This is a genomic window from Parvularcula maris (genome assembly GCF_024505085.1).
GTDB classification, from domain to species: domain Bacteria; phylum Pseudomonadota; class Alphaproteobacteria; order Caulobacterales; family Parvularculaceae; genus Parvularcula; species Parvularcula maris.
Map to the genome: position 1 here is coordinate 34302 of NZ_JANIBC010000008.1, position 16470 is coordinate 50771.

15 protein-coding genes are annotated in these 16470 nt (G+C 66.0%); 10 read left to right on the forward strand and 5 right to left on the reverse strand.

Features of this window, described 5'->3' with window-relative positions:
• Nucleotides 1-9: 9 nt before the first annotated feature.
• From NOG11_RS10330 to atpC, 9 genes are all read left to right on the forward strand, one after another.
• On the forward strand, nt 10-1602 hold the full coding sequence (locus NOG11_RS10330) for a GMC family oxidoreductase (RefSeq protein ID WP_256619677.1): 1593 nt from the start codon (nt 10-12) through the stop codon (nt 1600-1602).
• A gap of 430 nt (nt 1603-2032) precedes the next feature.
• Nucleotides 2033-2578, forward strand: a complete 546-nt coding sequence (locus NOG11_RS10335) for a F0F1 ATP synthase subunit delta (RefSeq protein WP_256619678.1) — start codon at nt 2033-2035, stop codon at nt 2576-2578.
• Between the two features lie 3 nt (nt 2579-2581).
• Nucleotides 2582-4114, forward strand: a complete 1533-nt coding sequence (gene atpA / locus NOG11_RS10340; protein WP_256619679.1) for a F0F1 ATP synthase subunit alpha — start codon at nt 2582-2584, stop codon at nt 4112-4114.
• Between the two features lie 16 nt (nt 4115-4130).
• The gene (locus NOG11_RS10345; protein ID WP_256619680.1) at nt 4131-4670 is read left to right on the forward strand and encodes a serine O-acetyltransferase; all 540 of its coding nucleotides are present in this window, start codon (nt 4131-4133) and stop codon (nt 4668-4670) included.
• 6 nt (nt 4671-4676) lie between these two features.
• Nucleotides 4677-5555: a F0F1 ATP synthase subunit gamma gene (locus NOG11_RS10350; RefSeq protein WP_256619681.1), complete on the forward strand. Its 879-nt coding sequence runs from the start codon at nt 4677-4679 to the stop codon at nt 5553-5555.
• Complete coding sequence (locus tag NOG11_RS10355; protein WP_256619682.1) at nt 5555-6640, forward strand: glycosyltransferase family 2 protein; 1086 nt, start codon at nt 5555-5557, stop codon at nt 6638-6640. The genes NOG11_RS10350 and NOG11_RS10355 overlap by 1 nt, the downstream gene beginning before the upstream one ends.
• Before the next feature lie 76 nt (nt 6641-6716).
• A complete protein-coding gene (gene atpD, locus NOG11_RS10360; RefSeq protein ID WP_256619684.1) occupies nt 6717-8144 on the forward strand; it encodes a F0F1 ATP synthase subunit beta in 1428 nt (475 codons plus the stop codon).
• Nucleotides 8145-8286: 142 nt separating this feature from the next.
• Nucleotides 8287-8454, forward strand: coding sequence for a hypothetical protein (locus tag NOG11_RS10365; RefSeq protein WP_256619685.1), 168 nt, complete (start codon nt 8287-8289; stop codon nt 8452-8454).
• A 130-nt stretch (nt 8455-8584) separates the two neighbouring features.
• Nucleotides 8585-8968, forward strand: coding sequence for an ATP synthase F1 subunit epsilon (atpC, locus tag NOG11_RS10370; RefSeq protein WP_256619686.1), 384 nt, complete (start codon nt 8585-8587; stop codon nt 8966-8968).
• A gap of 239 nt (nt 8969-9207) precedes the next feature.
• Here the strand turns inward: atpC and NOG11_RS10375 are convergent, their stop codons facing one another.
• Entirely contained in the window at nt 9208-10035 is an 828-nt protein-coding gene (locus tag NOG11_RS10375; protein WP_256619687.1) for a TerC family protein, read from the reverse strand.
• A 154-nt stretch (nt 10036-10189) separates the two neighbouring features.
• On the opposite strand from NOG11_RS10375, the gene cysK reads away from it, so the two are divergent.
• The gene (cysK, locus tag NOG11_RS10380; protein WP_256619688.1) at nt 10190-11263 is read left to right on the forward strand and encodes a cysteine synthase A; all 1074 of its coding nucleotides are present in this window, start codon (nt 10190-10192) and stop codon (nt 11261-11263) included.
• A 342-nt stretch (nt 11264-11605) separates the two neighbouring features.
• On the opposite strand, the gene NOG11_RS10385 is transcribed toward cysK, so the two are convergent.
• From NOG11_RS10385 to NOG11_RS10400, 4 genes are all read right to left on the reverse strand, one after another.
• Nucleotides 11606-12139 carry a hypothetical protein gene (locus tag NOG11_RS10385; RefSeq protein ID WP_256619689.1) on the reverse strand — a complete coding sequence of 178 codons (534 nt, stop codon included), beginning with the start codon at nt 12137-12139 and terminating at the stop codon, nt 11606-11608.
• 53 nt (nt 12140-12192) lie between these two features.
• Entirely contained in the window at nt 12193-14208 is a 2016-nt protein-coding gene (locus NOG11_RS10390; RefSeq protein ID WP_256619690.1) for a calcineurin-like phosphoesterase C-terminal domain-containing protein, read from the reverse strand.
• Nucleotides 14209-14449: 241 nt separating this feature from the next.
• Complete coding sequence (locus NOG11_RS10395; RefSeq protein WP_256619691.1) at nt 14450-15328, reverse strand: 3-hydroxybutyryl-CoA dehydrogenase; 879 nt, start codon at nt 15326-15328, stop codon at nt 14450-14452.
• A gap of 56 nt (nt 15329-15384) precedes the next feature.
• Nucleotides 15385-16329: an AEC family transporter gene (locus NOG11_RS10400; RefSeq protein ID WP_256619692.1), complete on the reverse strand. Its 945-nt coding sequence runs from the start codon at nt 16327-16329 to the stop codon at nt 15385-15387.
• Nucleotides 16330-16470: the final 141 nt, after the last annotated feature.

A 16470-nucleotide genomic window follows, 5' to 3' on the forward strand; every position in this document is an offset into this window, starting at 1 on the left:
GAGCAGGTCATGGACAAAGGGGACTACCTCATCTTGGGCGGCGGCTCGGCGGGGGCCGTGATGGCGAGCCGCCTTTCTGAGGACCCCAAGGTAAACGTTCTGCTGCTCGAAGGCGGCCCGCCGGACAAGAACCCCATCATCCACGTCCCCTTCGGCCTCGCTTTGATGAACCATGCCCGCGGCATCTTCAGCCGGGAGGAGACCGTGCCGCAGAAGCATCTGGGCGGACGCGAGCTCTACCAGCCGCGCGGTACCACGCTGGGCGGTTCGAGCTCGGTCAACGCCATGTGCTATATCCGCGGCGACCGTTCGGACTTTGACGGCTGGGCCGAGGCGGGGGCCACGGGCTGGTCCTGGGACGAGGTTCTACCCTACTTCAAGCGCGCCGAGGACAACTCGCGCGGCGAGGACGAGTACCACGGCACGGGAGGCCCCTTGGGGGTCTCGGACCTCCGCCACGTGAACCCCCTTACCGAGGCCTTCATCGAGGCGGGCGAGGAGCTGCAAGTGCCCCGCCTGGAGGACTTCAACGGCGAGGAGCGCGAGGGGCTGGGCCTCTACCAGGTGACCCAGCGGGGCGGCGAGCGCTGCTCCTCGGCCAAGGGCTACCTCACCGAGAAGGTCCGTGCCCGGCCAAACCTCGAGATTCTGACCGGCGCCAAGGTGCTGCGCGTGCTGATCGAGGAGGGAAGGGCCGTGGGCGCCCTCTATGAGCGCGGCGGCACGGTGGAGGAGGCGCAGGCGGCGGGCGAGGTCATCCTCTGCGCCGGCGCCTTCGGCTCGCCCAAGCTCCTCATGCTGTCGGGCATCGGCCCCGCCGCGCACCTCTCCGAGATGGGCATCGAGGTGGTCGCCGACCGGGCCGAGGTGGGGCAGAACCTGGCCGACCATCTCGACGCGCACCTCACCTACACGACCAGAACCCACGACGCCTACGCCAACTCCTTCCGCTTCTTCGGTAGAGCGGCCGGGGAGCCGCTCAGATACAGCCGCAAGCGTCAGGGCATGCTGACCTCGAACATCGCGGAAGGCGCAGGCTTCATCCGCTCGGGGCCGGAGGCGGAGAGGCCGGACCTCCAGCTCCATTTCCTGCCCTCGATCCTCGTGGATCACGGCCGCAAGAAGGTCTGGGGGCCGGGCTTCACCTTCCATGTCTGCCTCGTCTACCCGGACAGCCGGGGCGAGGTGCGGCTGGCCTCGCCGTGCCCCGGTGACAGCCTCCTGATCGATCCCAACTACCTCTCGGACGAGCGCGACCTGCCGAGGATGCGGGCAGGCTACCGCTTCTGCCAGCGTCTCGCCGAAGCGCCCGCCTTGGCGGTGCACGGCCCCAAGCCGCGCGAGGACCAGCGAGGCGGGGAGAGCGACGAGCGCATCGACGAACTGGTGAAAGCCACGGCCGAGACGGTCTACCACCCGGTAGGCACCTGCCGCATGGGCTCGGACGAAGCCTCGGTGGTGACGCCTAAGCTGAAGGTGAGGGGGGTCGAGGGGCTGCGGGTCGTCGACGCCTCGGTCATGCCAAGCATCACCGGCGGCAACACCAACGCCCCCACCATCATGATCGCCGAGAAGGCAGCAGACATGGTGCGGGGGCGGTAGGGGTCAGCGAAGCTGGCCACGCCTCACGAGCGCTGCCGCCAGCGTCCGCGGCCACCCTTTGGCTGTCCGCCCTGGGGTTCGGTCCTGGTCTCTCTCCCCCGTCATCCCGGAAGCCGAAGGCTATCCAGGACCCATGGCCTGTGGGCGGTCCACCGAAGGGCGGCCGCGCCTTGTCACCGCCATTCGTCCATGGGGTCCGGGATGACGCCAGGGGGAGAACTGCGAGGGCTGAGCACAAGTCCGGCCAGTGCGGCCTTGGACTGTTGGATACGCCCTCGCTCCAACTTCCCGCGCCCGCGCCGTTGCGCCCCTCAAGAACGCGTGCTAGCGGCCCCGCGATGTGCGCTGGATGGCTGTTCGGCGCCGGTTTTCCGCCGCTGCGCCGGGCTCTCCCCGGCGGCAGCCACCCGAGACGTGAGAGTGGGGTTTCATGGCCGATTCGCGGTCCGAGATTGCTGAGCGCTATGCGAGCGCTTTCTTCGAACTGGTCTCCGAAGAGGGCAAGGCCGACCGTGCCGAGACCTATCTCGACGAGATCCGCAGGGCGTATGACGACAGCGAGGATCTGCGCCGTCTCGTGCACTCCCCCGCCTTCTCCGCCGAGCAGAAGGAGAAGGGCATCGCAGCGATCCTCGACTCGGGTGCCCACCCCCTGACCACGAACTTCCTTCGCCTGATGGCGCGTAAAGGCAGGCTCTCGCTGCTCATCCCGACCATCCAGACCTTCAAGCGCATCGCCGCCGAGGCGCGCGGCGAGGTCTCTGCCGAGGTGGTCTCGGCGCATCCGCTGACGGCTGACCAGCTCACCGACCTCAAGGCGCAGATCCGCGCCGCCGTCGGTAAGGACGTGCAGCTCGACACCCGCACCGACCCCGAACTCCTAGGCGGCCTGATCGTCAAGATCGGCAGCCGCATGATCGATTCCTCCCTAAAAACCAAACTGGCGCGCCTGCGCGCGACACTGAAAGAGGCGTAATCCATGGAACTCAACGCGTCCGAAATCAGCTCCATCCTCAAGAGCCAGATCAAGGACTTCGGCCGTGACGCCGAGGTCTCCGAGATCGGCCAGGTGCTCTCCGTCGGCGACGGCATCGCGCGGGTCTACGGCCTCGACAATGTCCGCGCCGGTGAGATGGTCGAGTTCGAGGGCGGCATCAAAGGCATGGCGCTGAACCTCGAAGAAGATAACGTCGGCGTCGTGATCTTCGGCGACGACACCGGCATCCGCGAGGGCCAGACGGTGAAGCGCACCGAGGCCATCGTGGACGTGCCCGTCGGCAAGGGCCTTCTTGGCCGCGTGGTCGATCCCCTCGGCAACCCGCTCGATGGCAAAGGCCCGATCGAGGCTGCCGAGCGCCGACTGGTGGACGTGAAGGCGCCTGGCATCCTGCCGCGTAAATCCGTGCACGAGCCCGTGCAGACCGGCATCAAGGCCATCGACGCCATGATCCCCGTGGGCCGCGGCCAGCGCGAGCTGGTCATCGGCGACCGCCAGACCGGCAAGTCCGCCATCTGCGTCGACGCCATGCTCAACCAGAAGGGCCCGAACGACGCCGCGACCGACGACAGCGGCAAGCTCTTCTGCATCTATGTCGCCATCGGCCAGAAGCGCTCGACCGTCGCCCAGATCGTCAAGACGCTGCAGGACAACGGCGCTCTCGACTACACCGTGGTCGTTGCCGCTACTGCATCGGACCCGGCTCCGCTCCAGTTCCTGGCGCCCTTCGCCGGTACCGCCATGGGCGAGTATTTCCGCGACAACGGCATGCACGCGCTGATCGTCCATGACGACCTCACCAAGCAGGCCGTGGCCTACCGCCAGATGTCGCTTCTCCTCCGCCGTCCGCCGGGCCGCGAAGCCTTCCCCGGCGACGTCTTCTACCTCCACTCCCGCCTCCTTGAGCGTGCGGCGAAGCTTAACGAGGATCACGGTTCCGGTTCGCTCACCGCGCTGCCGATCATCGAGACGCAAGCCAACGACGTCTCGGCCTATATTCCGACCAACGTGATCTCGATCACCGACGGTCAGATCTTCCTCGAGACCGACCTCTTCTACCAGGGCATCCGTCCGGCTGTGAACGTTGGTCTGTCGGTGTCCCGCGTGGGCTCGGCGGCGCAGATCAAGGCGATGAAGCAGGTGGCTGGCAAGATCAAAGGCGAGCTCGCTCAGTACCGCGAGCTTGCGGCCTTCGCCCAGTTCGGCTCGGACCTCGATGCCGCGACCCAGGCGACCCTGAACCGCGGCGCCCGCCTCACCGAGCTCCTCAAGCAGCCGCAATACTCGCCGCTCCAGGTCGAAGAGCAGGTGGTGGTCATCTTCGCCGGTACGCGCGGCTTCCTCGACCGCATCGAGACGAGCAAGGTCCAGGAGTTCGAGGCCGAGTTCCTGCGCCACATGCACAGCCAGCACTCGGATGTCCTCACCACCATCCGCACCGAGAAGAAGCTCTCGGACGAGATGGACAAGAAGCTCACGGACATTCTTGAGAGCTTCGTGAAGTCGTTCGCGTAAGGAGCGCCGAGTGGGGGTGTCGCTGACAGAAGCGGACTGGTCGCGGGAGAAGCGTCGGGGCTGGAACCCCGGCGGTTCGCTCCTGGCGGCTATCCGCTCTTACGCGAGGCTCAAACCGGCTTCCGGGCCGCTAGCGGCGCTGGCGCGCGGTCTGGCTGTCCTCCGCCACCGCTTCTGGTCCGCCGTTTCGGGTGCGGACATTCCCATCGGCACGGAGATCGGCGGCGGCCTGCGGCTGCCTCATCCGAACGGGATTGTGGTCCACCCTAAAGCCCGGATCGGCATCAACTGCATGATCATGCAGGGTGTGACGATCGGCACGAATGTGGGACCGGGCTCACCGATGATCGGTGCGGGTTGCGATATTGGACCGGGCGCTCGGGTTCTTGGTGCCATCACGATTGGCGACCGCGCCATGATCGGGGCCAATGCCGTGGTGCTCAAGGACATGCCCCCCGGCAGCCTCGCCGTAGGCGTGCCAGCAAAAATCATCACGGACTGGAACGACCGCCGCGGGACGGTATCGGCGGCGTCCCCCGGTCAACAGGAAGAATGAACGTTCATGCCTAGCCTCAAAGACCTCAAAACCCGCATCGGCTCGGTGAAGTCGACGCAGAAGATCACCAAGGCCATGCAGATGGTGGCCGCTGCCAAGTTGCGCCGGGCGGAGGATGCCGCGAAGGCTGGCCGTCCCTATGCCGAGCGTATCGAGATGGTGCTGGCGAACTTGGCTGCCGGGATGACCCCCGGTGCGCCTGGGCCGAAGCTTCTGACCGGGACGGGCGAGGACCAGACCTATCTTCTGGTGGTGGCGACGGCCGACCGCGGGCTTTGCGGCGGCTTCAACTCCTCGATCGTCCGCCTGGCCCGCGAGCACATCGTCCGCCTTCAGGGCGAGGGCAAGACGGTGAAGGTCATGACCGTGGGCAAGAAGGGCTATGAGCAGCTCAGCCGCCTCTACGGCGACCTCATCGTCGAGCGCGTCACCTTCGAAGACGTCAAGACGGTGGGCTTCGATCAGGCTTACGACATCTCCTCGAAGCTGCTCGAGATGTTCGAGGACGGACAGTTCGACAAGGCTTTGGTCTTCTACGGCGCCTTCCAGTCAGTGATCAGTCAGGTGCCGACCGCCCAGCAGATCATTCCGGCCGAGCCGCCGAAGATCGAGGGCGAGGACAAGATGGCCGCCCCCTACGAGTACGAGCCGGGCGAGGAGGAGATCCTCGAAACCCTGCTGCCGCGCTACGTAGCGGTGCAGGTCTTCCGTGCGCTTCTTGAGAACGCGGCCTCCGAGCAGGGCGCGCGCATGTCCGCCATGGACAACGCCACGCGCAACGCAGGCGACATGATCGACAGTCTGAACCTGCAGTACAACCGGGCTCGCCAGGCGCAGATCACGACCGAGCTGGTCGAGATCATCGCAGGCGCGGAAAGCGTCTGATGAGCGAAGCGCCGAGCAGCAGCGGTCTCGAGACCGGCTTCTCCCACGTTGTATGCGGAATCTTCTGCTACAACGAGGAGGGGGTCATCGGCCCGATGCTGCGCGGCCTCGTCGAGCAGACGATCTTCGCCGACCCCACGCTGAAGAAGACGGTGATGGTGGTCCCCAATGGCTGCCGCGACGACACGGCGGGCGAGGCTAGGCGGACCGCCGAGGAGATCATGGCGGGCGCTGACGCACCGGCGGCCACCGAGTTCGTCGTCCACGAGATCGAGCGCGGCGGCAAGGCTGGTGCCTGGAACCAGGTGGTGCACGGCATGCTGCCCGGCGATGCCGATGCCTGGATCGGGTTCGATGCGGATACGGACATCCAGCAGCTCGACGGTCTCGAGCAGCTCATGAAGGCGCTCTCCGCCGATGAGCGCCTGCTGGCGACGGCTTCCGTTCCCGTGAAGGATCTCGAGCAGCAGCAGAGGCTCACCTTCGCCGAGCGGCTGATCAAGTCGAACGCCCGCGTGCTCGACGGCGGGGGCAGCAACCTCTCCGGCTCGCTCTACGTGATGAAGCGCGAGAACCTGCGTGACCTTTACCTGCCGCGGGGGCTCGTCGGCAATGACGGCTTCCTCAGCGCCATGACGAAGACCGACGGTTTCCGCCGCGCGCCCATCGAGGAGGCCGTGCGCCGCATTCCCTCGGTCACCCATATCTACGAGTCCGAGCGTACCGTGCAGCAGGTCTTCAAGCACCAGCGCCGCCTGACGCTCGGCAGCGCGATCAACAGCCACCTGTTCCGCTACATGGAGCGGATGCCGCCCGAGCAGAGCCGGGTCGAGACCTTTGGCCAGCTCGACCGGGAGAACCCCAACTGGATCGCCGATATGATCGGAGAGCATCAGAAGAAGGGCATGCCGCTCGTACCGAAGCACTTCCTGGTCAAGCGCTGGAACAGGCTCAAGACCGGCAGCCTGACCGAGAGGATCAAGCTGCTGCCCAAGGTGGTGCTCGGCTTCGTGGTCGATGCCTACGCCTATTACGGGGCGCGGGCGATGATGAAGAAACCCGGAAGGGGGGTCGGCACCTGGTAGGCCGGACCCCCTCGCAAAAGATTTTGAACTGTCGGGGCGCCGCGCTACAGCCGCCCGCAAGAAGAAGGACCAACCGATGGCACAAGGACGTATCGCGCAGGTGATCGGCGCGGTGGTGGATGTCGAGTTCGACGACCACCTCCCCTCGATCCTCAACGCGCTGGAAACAGACAACCAAGGCAACCGGCTCGTGCTCGAAGTGGCGCAGCATCTCGGCCAGAACACCGTGCGCACGATCGCCATGGACTCGACCGAGGGTCTCGTGCGCGGTCAGGCCGTGTCCGACACCGGCAGCGCCATCCAGGTGCCGGTCGGCGAGGCGACTCTCGGCCGGATCATGAACGTGATCGGTGAGCCGGTGGACGAGCTCGGCCCGATCAACGCGGATGCCAGGCGCCCCATCCACGCCGAAGCGCCGCCCTTCGTGGAGCAGTCCACCGAGGCGGAGATCCTCGCCACCGGCATCAAGGTGATCGACCTCCTCTGCCCCTATGCACGGGGCGGTAAGATCGGCCTCTTCGGCGGCGCGGGCGTCGGCAAGACGGTGCTGATCCAGGAGCTGATCAACAACATCGCCAAGGTGCATGGCGGCTACTCGGTCTTCGCCGGTGTCGGCGAGCGGACCCGAGAGGGCAACGACCTCTACTGGGAGATGATCGAAAGCAACGTGAACAAGAACCCGTTCGAGAACGAGGGTTCCGCCGCGGGCTCCAAGGCGTCGCTGATCTACGGTCAGATGAACGAACCGCCGGGTGCCCGTGCCCGCGTCGCACTGACGGGCCTCACCGTCGCCGAGCACTTCCGCGACCAGGGCCAGGACGTTCTGTTCTTCGTCGACAACATCTTCCGCTTCACCCAGGCAGGCTCGGAAGTGTCGGCGCTTCTCGGCCGTATTCCGTCGGCGGTGGGCTATCAGCCGACCCTCGCCACCGATATGGGCGCGATGCAGGAGCGGATCACCACCACCACCAAGGGCTCGATCACTTCGGTGCAGGCCGTCTACGTGCCCGCCGACGACCTGACCGACCCGGCGCCCGCCACCACCTTCGCCCACTTGGACGCGACCACGGTTCTCAACCGCGCCATCGCCGAGAAGGGCATCTACCCCGCCGTGGACCCGCTCGACTCGACGAGCCGGATCCTCGACCCCCGCGTGGTCGGCGAGGAGCACTACCAGGTGGCCCGCGACGTCCAGAACATTTTGCAGCGCTACAAGTCGCTCCAGGACATCATCGCCATTCTGGGCATGGACGAGCTCTCGGAAGAGGACAAACTCGTCGTGGCGCGCGCGCGGAAAGTGGAACGCTTCCTCAGCCAGCCCTTCGACGTGGCCGAGGTCTTCACCGGCAGCCCCGGCGTGCAGGTCCCGCTCGAGGACACCATCAAGGGCTTCAAGGGTCTCGTTGCGGGAGACTACGACCACCTGCCCGAGCAGGCCTTCTACCTCGTCGGCTCGATCGACGAGGCCATGGCCAAGGCGGAACGGATGGCCGAAGCGGCGTAAGCCCCTGATAGCCTGCAATTTCTGAGTGTGGTGAGCGGTGTGGCCCTAGTGTTACACCGCTCACTTTCGTTTGCGACCCCGAACCAGAGCCCTAGGCACGGCCTTTGCACTCCATATTTGTATGATCATTGTGGAGACACCTATGCTGCGTGCCATCGACAAAATCTGGGTTCAAATGGGCCTTCGCCGTGACGAGCTGCGCCGTGAGCGCGGCCGCGGCGCCCTTTACATGCTGCTCGGCCTTTGCCTCGTGACCTCGACCTTGCTCGCCACCGATCTGGCGCTGAATGTCACGGGTCGTTTCGGCTGAGGACTACCCAGCTTTCGCGAACCGAGAAAAGCTCCCCGCCGGGGAGCTTTTTCGTATCCGGCCTCCCTTGCCAGCGCCCGGCAATTGCTCTTGAAGCAGGCGACGATCTACAGGCCGCAGCGGGACCACCATGGCGCAGTTTCACTTCTCTCTAGTCTCCCCCGAACGCGAGCTCTTCTCCGGCGAGGTCGACGCGGTCGTCGTGCCCGGCACCGAGGGCCTGTTCGAGGTGCGCGAGAACCACGCGCCGCTCATGGCCACCCTCTCCCCCGGCATGATCGAGGTCCATCGCGGCGGCGAAGTGACCCGCACCTTCGTCCGCGGCGGCTTTGCCGACGTCTCGCCCGCAGGCCTGACGGTGCTGGCCGAGAAGGCCATCGCGGAAACCGACCTCCAGGGCGACGCGCTGCTGGCCGAGCGGAACGAAGCCGACAGCGTGCTCTCCGGCAGCACGGCGACCCCCGAGGCGACGCTCAACGCGCAGCGGGCACAGGACGCGCTGGCGAAGTACTGACCTCCTAGGATCCGGTTCTCGTAGGGCGGCTCGCGCAGCGTGCCGCCTTTTGTATGTGCGGTGGCTGGGCGGCGGCACGCTGCGCGAGCCGCCTTACGTGCTACGAAGCAACAAACGCCTCACCACGGCTTGTCCGTGGTGCCCATCTCCCTCCGTCGAGAGCGGTTGCACCCTGAGGAGATGGGTCCCACGGTCTGCGCTGCGCTACGCCGTGGGAAGGCGACAGCGTAGTGGAGGGCCTACTCCGCCGGGGACAGCCCCGCTTTCGGTGTCGCACCCTGCTTCTGCGCTGCGGCCTCCACGCCGGGTGCCACCGTCACCTCTTTGCCGTCGGCCAAGGCTCGTCTTTTGGCGCGGCGGACGCCCATATTCAGCGCCTCGACCAGGGCCGAGAAGCCCATGGCGGCGTAGATATAGCCCTTGGGCACATGGGCGCCGAAGCCGTCGGCGATCAGGGTCACCCCGATCAGAAGCAGGAAGCCTAGCGCCAGCATCACCACAGTGGGGTTCTTCTCGATGAAGTTCGCCACCGGGTCGGCGGCTACCAGCATGACACCCACGGCGATGATCACCGCGACATACATGACGGGGACGAAGTCGGTCATGCCGACGGCGGTGAGGATCGAGTCGATGGAGAAGACCGCATCGAGCAGCAGGATCTGAACGATCACCGCGGTCACGGAGGCGGTGGCGACCTTGCTGCCCGCCGCATGGGCGATGGCGTGCTCCTCGGGGTCGGTCTTCTCGTGGATCTCCCTGGTCGCCTTGAACACGAGGAACAGCCCGCCCGCGATCAGGATGATGTCCTTCCAGGAGAAAGCGTGCCCGAAGGCCTCGAACAAGGCGGCTTTGAGGCCGATGATGACCGTGACGAGGCTGAGGAAGACGAGCCGCAGGATAAGCGCGCCGCCGATACCGATGCGCCGGGCGTTCTTGCGCTTTTCCTCGGGCAGCTTGTTGGTGAGCACCGAGATGAAGATGAGGTTGTCGATCCCTAGGACCACTTCCATCACCACCAGGGTGACCAGGGCCGCCCAGGCGGCGGGGTTCGACAGCAGCTCGATCATGGGTGGGGCTCCCTCAACATTCCGTCCGACCTATCGGCAGGAACGGCCTGGATGCGCAAGCGTTCCTCGCAGCCTTGTGCCTGCACGGGATGCTTGCAGCGGCCGGGGACGGGCCGCACACCGTCGGGCAACGAACTGAAGAAGAGGAAACGGCATGGCCTGGCCCATCAAGACCGACGGACGCGGTACCGCCTACGATTCGATCCTGGACACGGTGGGCAACACCCCGGCGGTGAAGCTGCAGCGCCTCTCCCCGGAAGGCGTGGAGATCTACCTCAAGGCTGAGTTCTTCAACCCCGCCGCCAGCGTCAAGGACCGCCTGGCCCTCGCCATCATCGAGCATGCCGAGAGCACCGGCGCTCTCAGACCCGGCCAGACCGTGGTCGAGGCGACCTCGGGCAACACGGGCGTCGGCCTTGCGATGGTCTGCGCGGCAAAGGGCTATCCCCTGGTCATCACCATGGTGGAGAGCTTCTCGATCGAGCGGCGTAAGCTGATGCGCTATCTGGGGGCCAAGGTGATCCTGACGCCGAAGGCGGAGAAGGGCTTCGGCATGGTGCAGAAGGCCAAGGAGCTCGCCGAGAAGAACGGCTGGTTCTACGCTCGCCAGTTCGAGACGGAGGCCAACGCCAAGATGCACGAGGAGACCACGGGCCGAGAGATCGTGGCCGACTTCAAGGGGAGAAGGCTAGACGCCTTCGTCACCGGCTTCGGCACGGGCGGCACGGTGACCGGCGTCGCGAGGACCCTGCGCCGCGAGATGCCGGACGTGAAGATCGTCCTCTCCGAGCCCGACCTCGCCCCCATGCTGGCCAGCGGCACGCCGCAGGAGCGTGAGCCAGATGGTTCCGCATCCGGCAGCCACCCTGCCTGGCAGCCCCACCCCATCCAAGGCTGGAGCCCCGACTTCATCCCCCATGTCCTCCAGGAGGCCGTGGACAAGGAGTACTATGACGAGCTTCTCCCGGTGACCGGCGAGGAAGGGGTGAAGGGCGCGAGGATGCTGGCGGCCAAGGAAGGCATCATCACCGGCATCTCCGGCGGCTCCACCTTCGCTGTGGCTAGGCGTTATGCGGAACAGGCAGAGAAGGGCTCGGTCATCCTCGCCATGCTCCCCGACACCGGCGAACGCTACCTCTCCACCCCGCTCTTCGAGGCCTTCGGGACGGATATGAGCCAGGAGGAGCTTGAGATCTCCATGAGCACGCCTTCGGCGCAGTTGCCGTAGAGGAGGATAGTGTCTCAGTTCGAAAATCTGGCAAGTACCGCCTCCCTCTCCCGCCTGCGGGAGAGGGACCGAGGGTGAGGGGGTTCTTAGTGCAGCTAGTGATATCAAGCGTAGCAGAACGGCTTCGCCGAGGCCCTCACCCAAAGCCCGCTCACGCAGCCTTTGACCTCTCCCGCGGGGCGGGAGAGATGGGCGTCGAGCAAACCTCGCGAAGTGAATGGAAACTATCCAGTCCTCGCGCGCCGATTATAGCGCTGTACCATCGCAAATGACTCGGACGTTCCCGCGCTTCGGCGGGCCGTCGAACACTTGATAGCCAGTAGGAAGAGTTAGCCGAAAAGACTACAGCCGCCGGACCAGCCTTCTCGGCAAACGGCGGGCCTGGGCTTCGATGGTGATCGGTTCTTGTGCGGGTAGGGTGCCGCCGCGCTCGCTGCGCAGCATCTCGACCTGCTCGGTCAGCTCCTCGACGGCGCGTTGGAGCTTTTTCGTGGGGTCCTTCTTGCGGAACACGCGCCTCACCGCGAAGAGCAGCACCACCGGCACGAGCATGAAGAGGAGGTAGCGGGAGAGCCCGGCGAGCGTGCTGCCCGACTCCTCGAAGCCTGCGGCGGCGACGGTGGAGATGCTCACCACGGCGACGATCAGCAGGTAGTTGGCGATCTTGGGCAGGGGCGAGAAGGAGCCGACGAAGGCCAGAAGCAGCAGAGAGACGAAGAAGAGGGCGATGCCCAAGGGGCCGAGGAAGCCCAGCACGTCGAAGACGAAGCTCAGGACCTGCATGGCGGTGCCGCCGGCCTCGAAGGTCTCCCCGACCTCCTCCGCCGTGCTTCGCAGCCAGGCTGCGGCATCGTTCTGCGCTTCGCTCAGTTGCATCGTGCCGCCTCCCGCGGCCTTCACCTCTACGTTAACCAATCACTAAAGTCACGTCATCTGACAGGGGGACCGTCTTCTCGTGCATCAAACACATCCGTCCGGAAACGTGGAGGCGGCTGGCGGTCTCTAACTTCAAGAACGAGGGAATCCTCGGTCACTTGGCCGTGTCTGTCGGTGGATCTTACAACCACGCGGTGTAGGCCGGGGGCGAGATCCTCGGGCAGTCTCGCCCGCCACAGATGCATGTTGCGATCGGCTACAGGCCCGGTGGGGCCTGGGGTCTGGGGACCGAAGCTCGATCCGCGATAGGCCTCGTAGCCCTGGTTTCGGGGGATGCCCGAGCGGCTCTCGAGAGCGGAGCGCGACACGGAGAGCTGGCGCTGGACGGCGAAGGGGTCGGCCCATTCGGCCCCCGCTTTCGCTTCCTCACCTGACGCGCTCTGGGTGCGCTCCATCGTCAGGGTGCGGCCATCCACCACGGCCTCGGCGCGGGTAGCGCTGTCGCCGTCCCAGATATTCGCCGTAAGCCAGGTGCCGCGGGAGAGGTCGCGGGGCGTCATGATCTTCACGTCGGGCAGGTCGTTGATCGAGAGGGGCGGAACGGGGTCGCGCTGGTCCTCTGGGCGGGAGCGCCAGTCCATGATCTGGCCGTACCAGCTACGGAAGACGGGCGTGTTCACCGAGAGCCACATGCGGCGGTCGTGACCCGTATTGGCGCCGTGATAGCGCTCGCGGTAGCTGCTCCCGCTCACATCGAAGCTCAGCCATCCCATGGGCGAGCCCATGCGCTGCAGCGCCATCGGCACGCCGTGATGGTCGAAATCGCCGTGGTACCAGCCGCCCGAGGCGGCGCCCGCGATGATGTGGCGGAAGGGGACGGCCTCGACCCCGATCGCCTCCTGCCAACCGGCGAAGCTGTCACCGGGGGCGAAGTTCTCGGTGGTGTGGGTGTGGCCCGAGAAGGAGAGCGCCTTCCGGCCCTCCGCCAGGCGGTAGAGTTCGGCGACGTTGTCGGTCTGGTGGGCGGTCGCGGTCTGGTCGACGAAGCTGACAAAGGGGATGTGGTGGGCGAAGACCACCAGCTTGTCCTCGTCCGTGTTCGCCAGCAGCCCCTCGACGAAGGCCAGCTGGTCCTCGGTCAGGCGGGCATTGTAGCGCTTGCGCTCGTCCTCGGTGCAGAACGCACGGCCAGGCCGTGCGGCATCCTCAGCGGTGCAGGGGTAGAAGACGTTGTCGAGGACCACATAGAGCACCTCGCCGATCTCGAAGGCGTAGTTGTTCGGCCCCCAAAGGGTGCGCCAGCTATCGGCGCTGTCGCGGTCGTAGTCGGCGTCGAAGTCGATATCGTGGTTGCCGTGCACCCACCATTGGGGCGCCTCCAGCATGCCGATCACCTCGGCGAGGCGGGGGATCAGCCCGAGATCGTCGCCCACCATGTCGCCGAGGCCTAGGACGCAGGCGGGGCGCTCGGCCTCACCGCGGTCGAGGATGTCGTCCACGGTGCTGTCGCGGAAATAGCCGATCTCTTGGTTGGCGTAGGTCTGGGGGTCGCCGAGGACGGCGCAGCGGTAGCTCGCTTGCGCGCCCGTCCTGATCAGCGGGAAGTTGATGGCCGAGGGCAGGGGGCCGGTGGGCTCCAGCCCTCCAAAGCGCAGGGGCTTGGGCGAGCCGCCCGGTTTGTGCTCGTAGGAGAACTGCGGGACCCAGGAGGTGTCGTGGGGGACCTGGTAGCCTGCGGGCTGCACCACGAAGAGGGACATGTCGTCCAGCGCCGGGATGGCGTAGGAGCCGTCCGCCCCGGTCACCACCACGTCGCGGCCGTTGGAGACCTTCACGCCCCTGATGCCGGGCTCGCCCTCGTCCCGGCGGCTGTTCCGGTTCCGGTCCTCGAAGACCACGCCGACCGCTTCCTCGCCGCCATTGCCGTCGCGGACGATCTCAGGGCCGCCCCGGTAGTCGGCGAAGCGGAAGGTGCCGCCTCCTGGCGCAGAGCCCGGCTCGACCGGGACGGTCTCGCAGGCTGCGAGGGCGGCAGCGGCTAGAAGAAAGCAGGGGCGGCGGAGGGGCATGGGGCGGTCCTTCCAGATGTTCGCCCCCGCCCTAACGTGACCGGGCGGTCATGTCTCGCCTTCTGCGTGAATTGGTTATGACATTACTGCGTCAGTGGAGTTGGTGCCGTCATCCCGGAAGCCGCAGGCTATCCGGGATCCATGGACTGTAACGTGGCAAGCAGCGGGACCGTCGGGTTGAGAATGCCCGCAGGCCATGGGTCCCGGATAAACCTTCGGTTTTCCGGGATGACGGCGGTAATCAGCGCGTCGGCACCGGCACGTCGCCTTTGTAGTCGTAGAAGCCCCGGCCCGATTTCTTCCCGAGCCAGCCCGCCTCGGTGTACTTCACGAGCAGCGGACAGGGACGGTACTTGGAATCGGCGAGCCCGTCATAGAGGACCTGCATGATCGACAGGCAGGTGTCCAAGCCGATGAAGTCGGCGAGCTGGAGCGGCCCCATCGGGTGGTTGGCGCCGAGCTTCATGCCGGTGTCGATGGCCTCCACCGTGCCGACGCCCTCATAAAGGCAGTAGATCGCCTCGTTGATCATCGGCATGAGGATGCGGTTGACGATGAAAGCGGGGTAGTCCTCGGAGACCGCCATGGTCTTGCCCAGGCGCTCGGTGATGGTCTTGGCGACCTGGAAGGTCTGCTCGGAGGTGGCGATGCCGCGGATCACCTCGACCAGCTTCATCACCGGCACCGGGTTCATGAAGTGAAGCCCGATGAAGCGGTCGGGTCTGTCGGTCACGGCGGCGAGGGCGGTGATCGAGATGGAGGAGGTGTTGGTGGCGATGATGCCGCCGGGGTCGAGGACCTCCGAGAGCTGGCGGAAGATCGCCTTCTTTAGCTCGATGTTCTCGGTGGCCGCCTCGATGACGATGTCGCAGTCGGTGAGCTGCGTCATTTTCGGTGCGGGCCTGATGCGCCCTATTGCGGCCTTCATCTCGTCTTCGGTGATCTTGGACTTGGCGAGCTGGCGGCCGAGATTGCCCTCGACCAGCTCCAGCGATGCCTTGATCGCGTTCTCGCTGACATCGTGCAGGGTGACGTCGTAGCCTGCGAGCGCCATGACATGGGCGATGCCGCTGCCCATCTGCCCCGCACCGATGATCCCGACCGATTGGATGTCCGCCATAGAGCCTCGCTTTTCCTGCAGCATGCGCCCGAGGGGCGTGCGGTGCAACATCAGCCTTAGAGGATGAAAACGAGGTACAAGGTGAGGGTCATGAGGCCGATGATCGTCCCGACGGTCACCACCCCCGCCGTGCCGCTCACCCACTGCTTGTAGACCGAGGCGAGGACGATGGAGGCAACGGCTGGGGGCAGGCCGGTGAAGAGGGCTGCGACGCTCGTGGCTGTGGGGTCGCCGGTGAAGAGATAGACGAGGGCAGCGGTGAGGGCCGGGAAGATGAGGAGCTTGAAGGGAAGGAGAAGCCCCGCTCCCTTGAGCTCCGATGCCTTGCCGGAGAGGAGAAGGTCCGCGGCGCTTACCCCCAGAACGAAGAGGCCGAGGGGTCCGGCGGTTCTAGCGGTGAAGGCGAGGAAGCGGTCCACCGGCTCCGGCAGGGAGAGGGCCGTGAGCGAGGCGATGAGCCCCAGCACCGTGCCGATGACGATAGGGTTGGTGGCGGCGCGCAACGAGGCCCGGCCCAGGGCGGCGAGGGCAGACTGCAGGCTGCCCCTCTCCGAGCCCTCCCTCGGCCAGGTCATCAGCGCCGTGCCGATGGCGAAGACCAGCGTACCCTCGAAAAGAACCAAGATGAGGAAGGGCGAGGCCCAGCCCTCCACCGAAGCGGCGATGGGGATGCCGAGGAAGATGGCGTTGCCGCAGGTCGTGCAGAAGACCGCCGCTCCGGCCTCTCTCACCGTGAGCTTGAGGAGGCTGCGGGAGAGGACGAAGACGGCCGCCGTGACGATCAGAAGGCTCACCACGTAGCCGCCCGCGAGGCCGAGGATGATCTCCCCGTCCACCTGGCTGCGGCGCATGAACTCGAAGCCGGCGAAGGGCATGGAGATCATGAAGACGAAGCGCGACATGCGACGGGCATCCTCGCCGTCGAAGAGCTTCAGCCCGCGGCTACCCGCACCGAGGAAGATGGAACCGAAAAGGGGGAAGAGAAGGGAGGTCAGCGTCACCCGCGCGCCTGTGCCGTGGGTTGCGGGCGGGGGCAAGGCGGGCAGCGAGTTTCCTCCCCTTTAGGGGAGGTGTCAGCGAAGCTGACGGAGGGGAGTCGCAACTATCGAAGGCGCTTGTTGAAAGTGCCCCCCCCCCCCCCC

Bases quoted from the DNA above. Each gene is read 5' to 3' on its own strand.
- NOG11_RS10330 (WP_256619677.1), top strand. From the start codon at position 10: ATGGACAAAGGGGACTACCTCATCTTGGGCGGCGGCTCGGCGGGGGCC.
- NOG11_RS10335 (WP_256619678.1), top strand. From the start codon at position 2,033: ATGGCCGATTCGCGGTCCGAGATTGCTGAGCGCTATGCGAGCGCTTTC.
- atpA (WP_256619679.1), top strand. From the start codon at position 2,582: ATGGAACTCAACGCGTCCGAAATCAGCTCCATCCTCAAGAGCCAGATC.
- NOG11_RS10350 (WP_256619681.1), top strand. From the start codon at position 4,677: ATGCCTAGCCTCAAAGACCTCAAAACCCGCATCGGCTCGGTGAAGTCG.
- NOG11_RS10355 (WP_256619682.1), top strand. From the start codon at position 5,555: ATGAGCGAAGCGCCGAGCAGCAGCGGTCTCGAGACCGGCTTCTCCCAC.
- atpD (WP_256619684.1), top strand. From the start codon at position 6,717: ATGGCACAAGGACGTATCGCGCAGGTGATCGGCGCGGTGGTGGATGTC.
- NOG11_RS10365 (WP_256619685.1), top strand. From the start codon at position 8,287: ATGCTGCGTGCCATCGACAAAATCTGGGTTCAAATGGGCCTTCGCCGT.
- atpC (WP_256619686.1), top strand. From the start codon at position 8,585: ATGGCGCAGTTTCACTTCTCTCTAGTCTCCCCCGAACGCGAGCTCTTC.
- NOG11_RS10375 (WP_256619687.1), bottom strand. From the start codon at position 10,035: ATGATCGAGCTGCTGTCGAACCCCGCCGCCTGGGCGGCCCTGGTCACC.
- cysK (WP_256619688.1), top strand. From the start codon at position 10,190: ATGGCCTGGCCCATCAAGACCGACGGACGCGGTACCGCCTACGATTCG.
- NOG11_RS10385 (WP_256619689.1), bottom strand. From the start codon at position 12,139: ATGCAACTGAGCGAAGCGCAGAACGATGCCGCAGCCTGGCTGCGAAGC.
- NOG11_RS10390 (WP_256619690.1), bottom strand. From the start codon at position 14,208: ATGCCCCTCCGCCGCCCCTGCTTTCTTCTAGCCGCTGCCGCCCTCGCA.
- NOG11_RS10395 (WP_256619691.1), bottom strand. From the start codon at position 15,328: ATGGCGGACATCCAATCGGTCGGGATCATCGGTGCGGGGCAGATGGGC.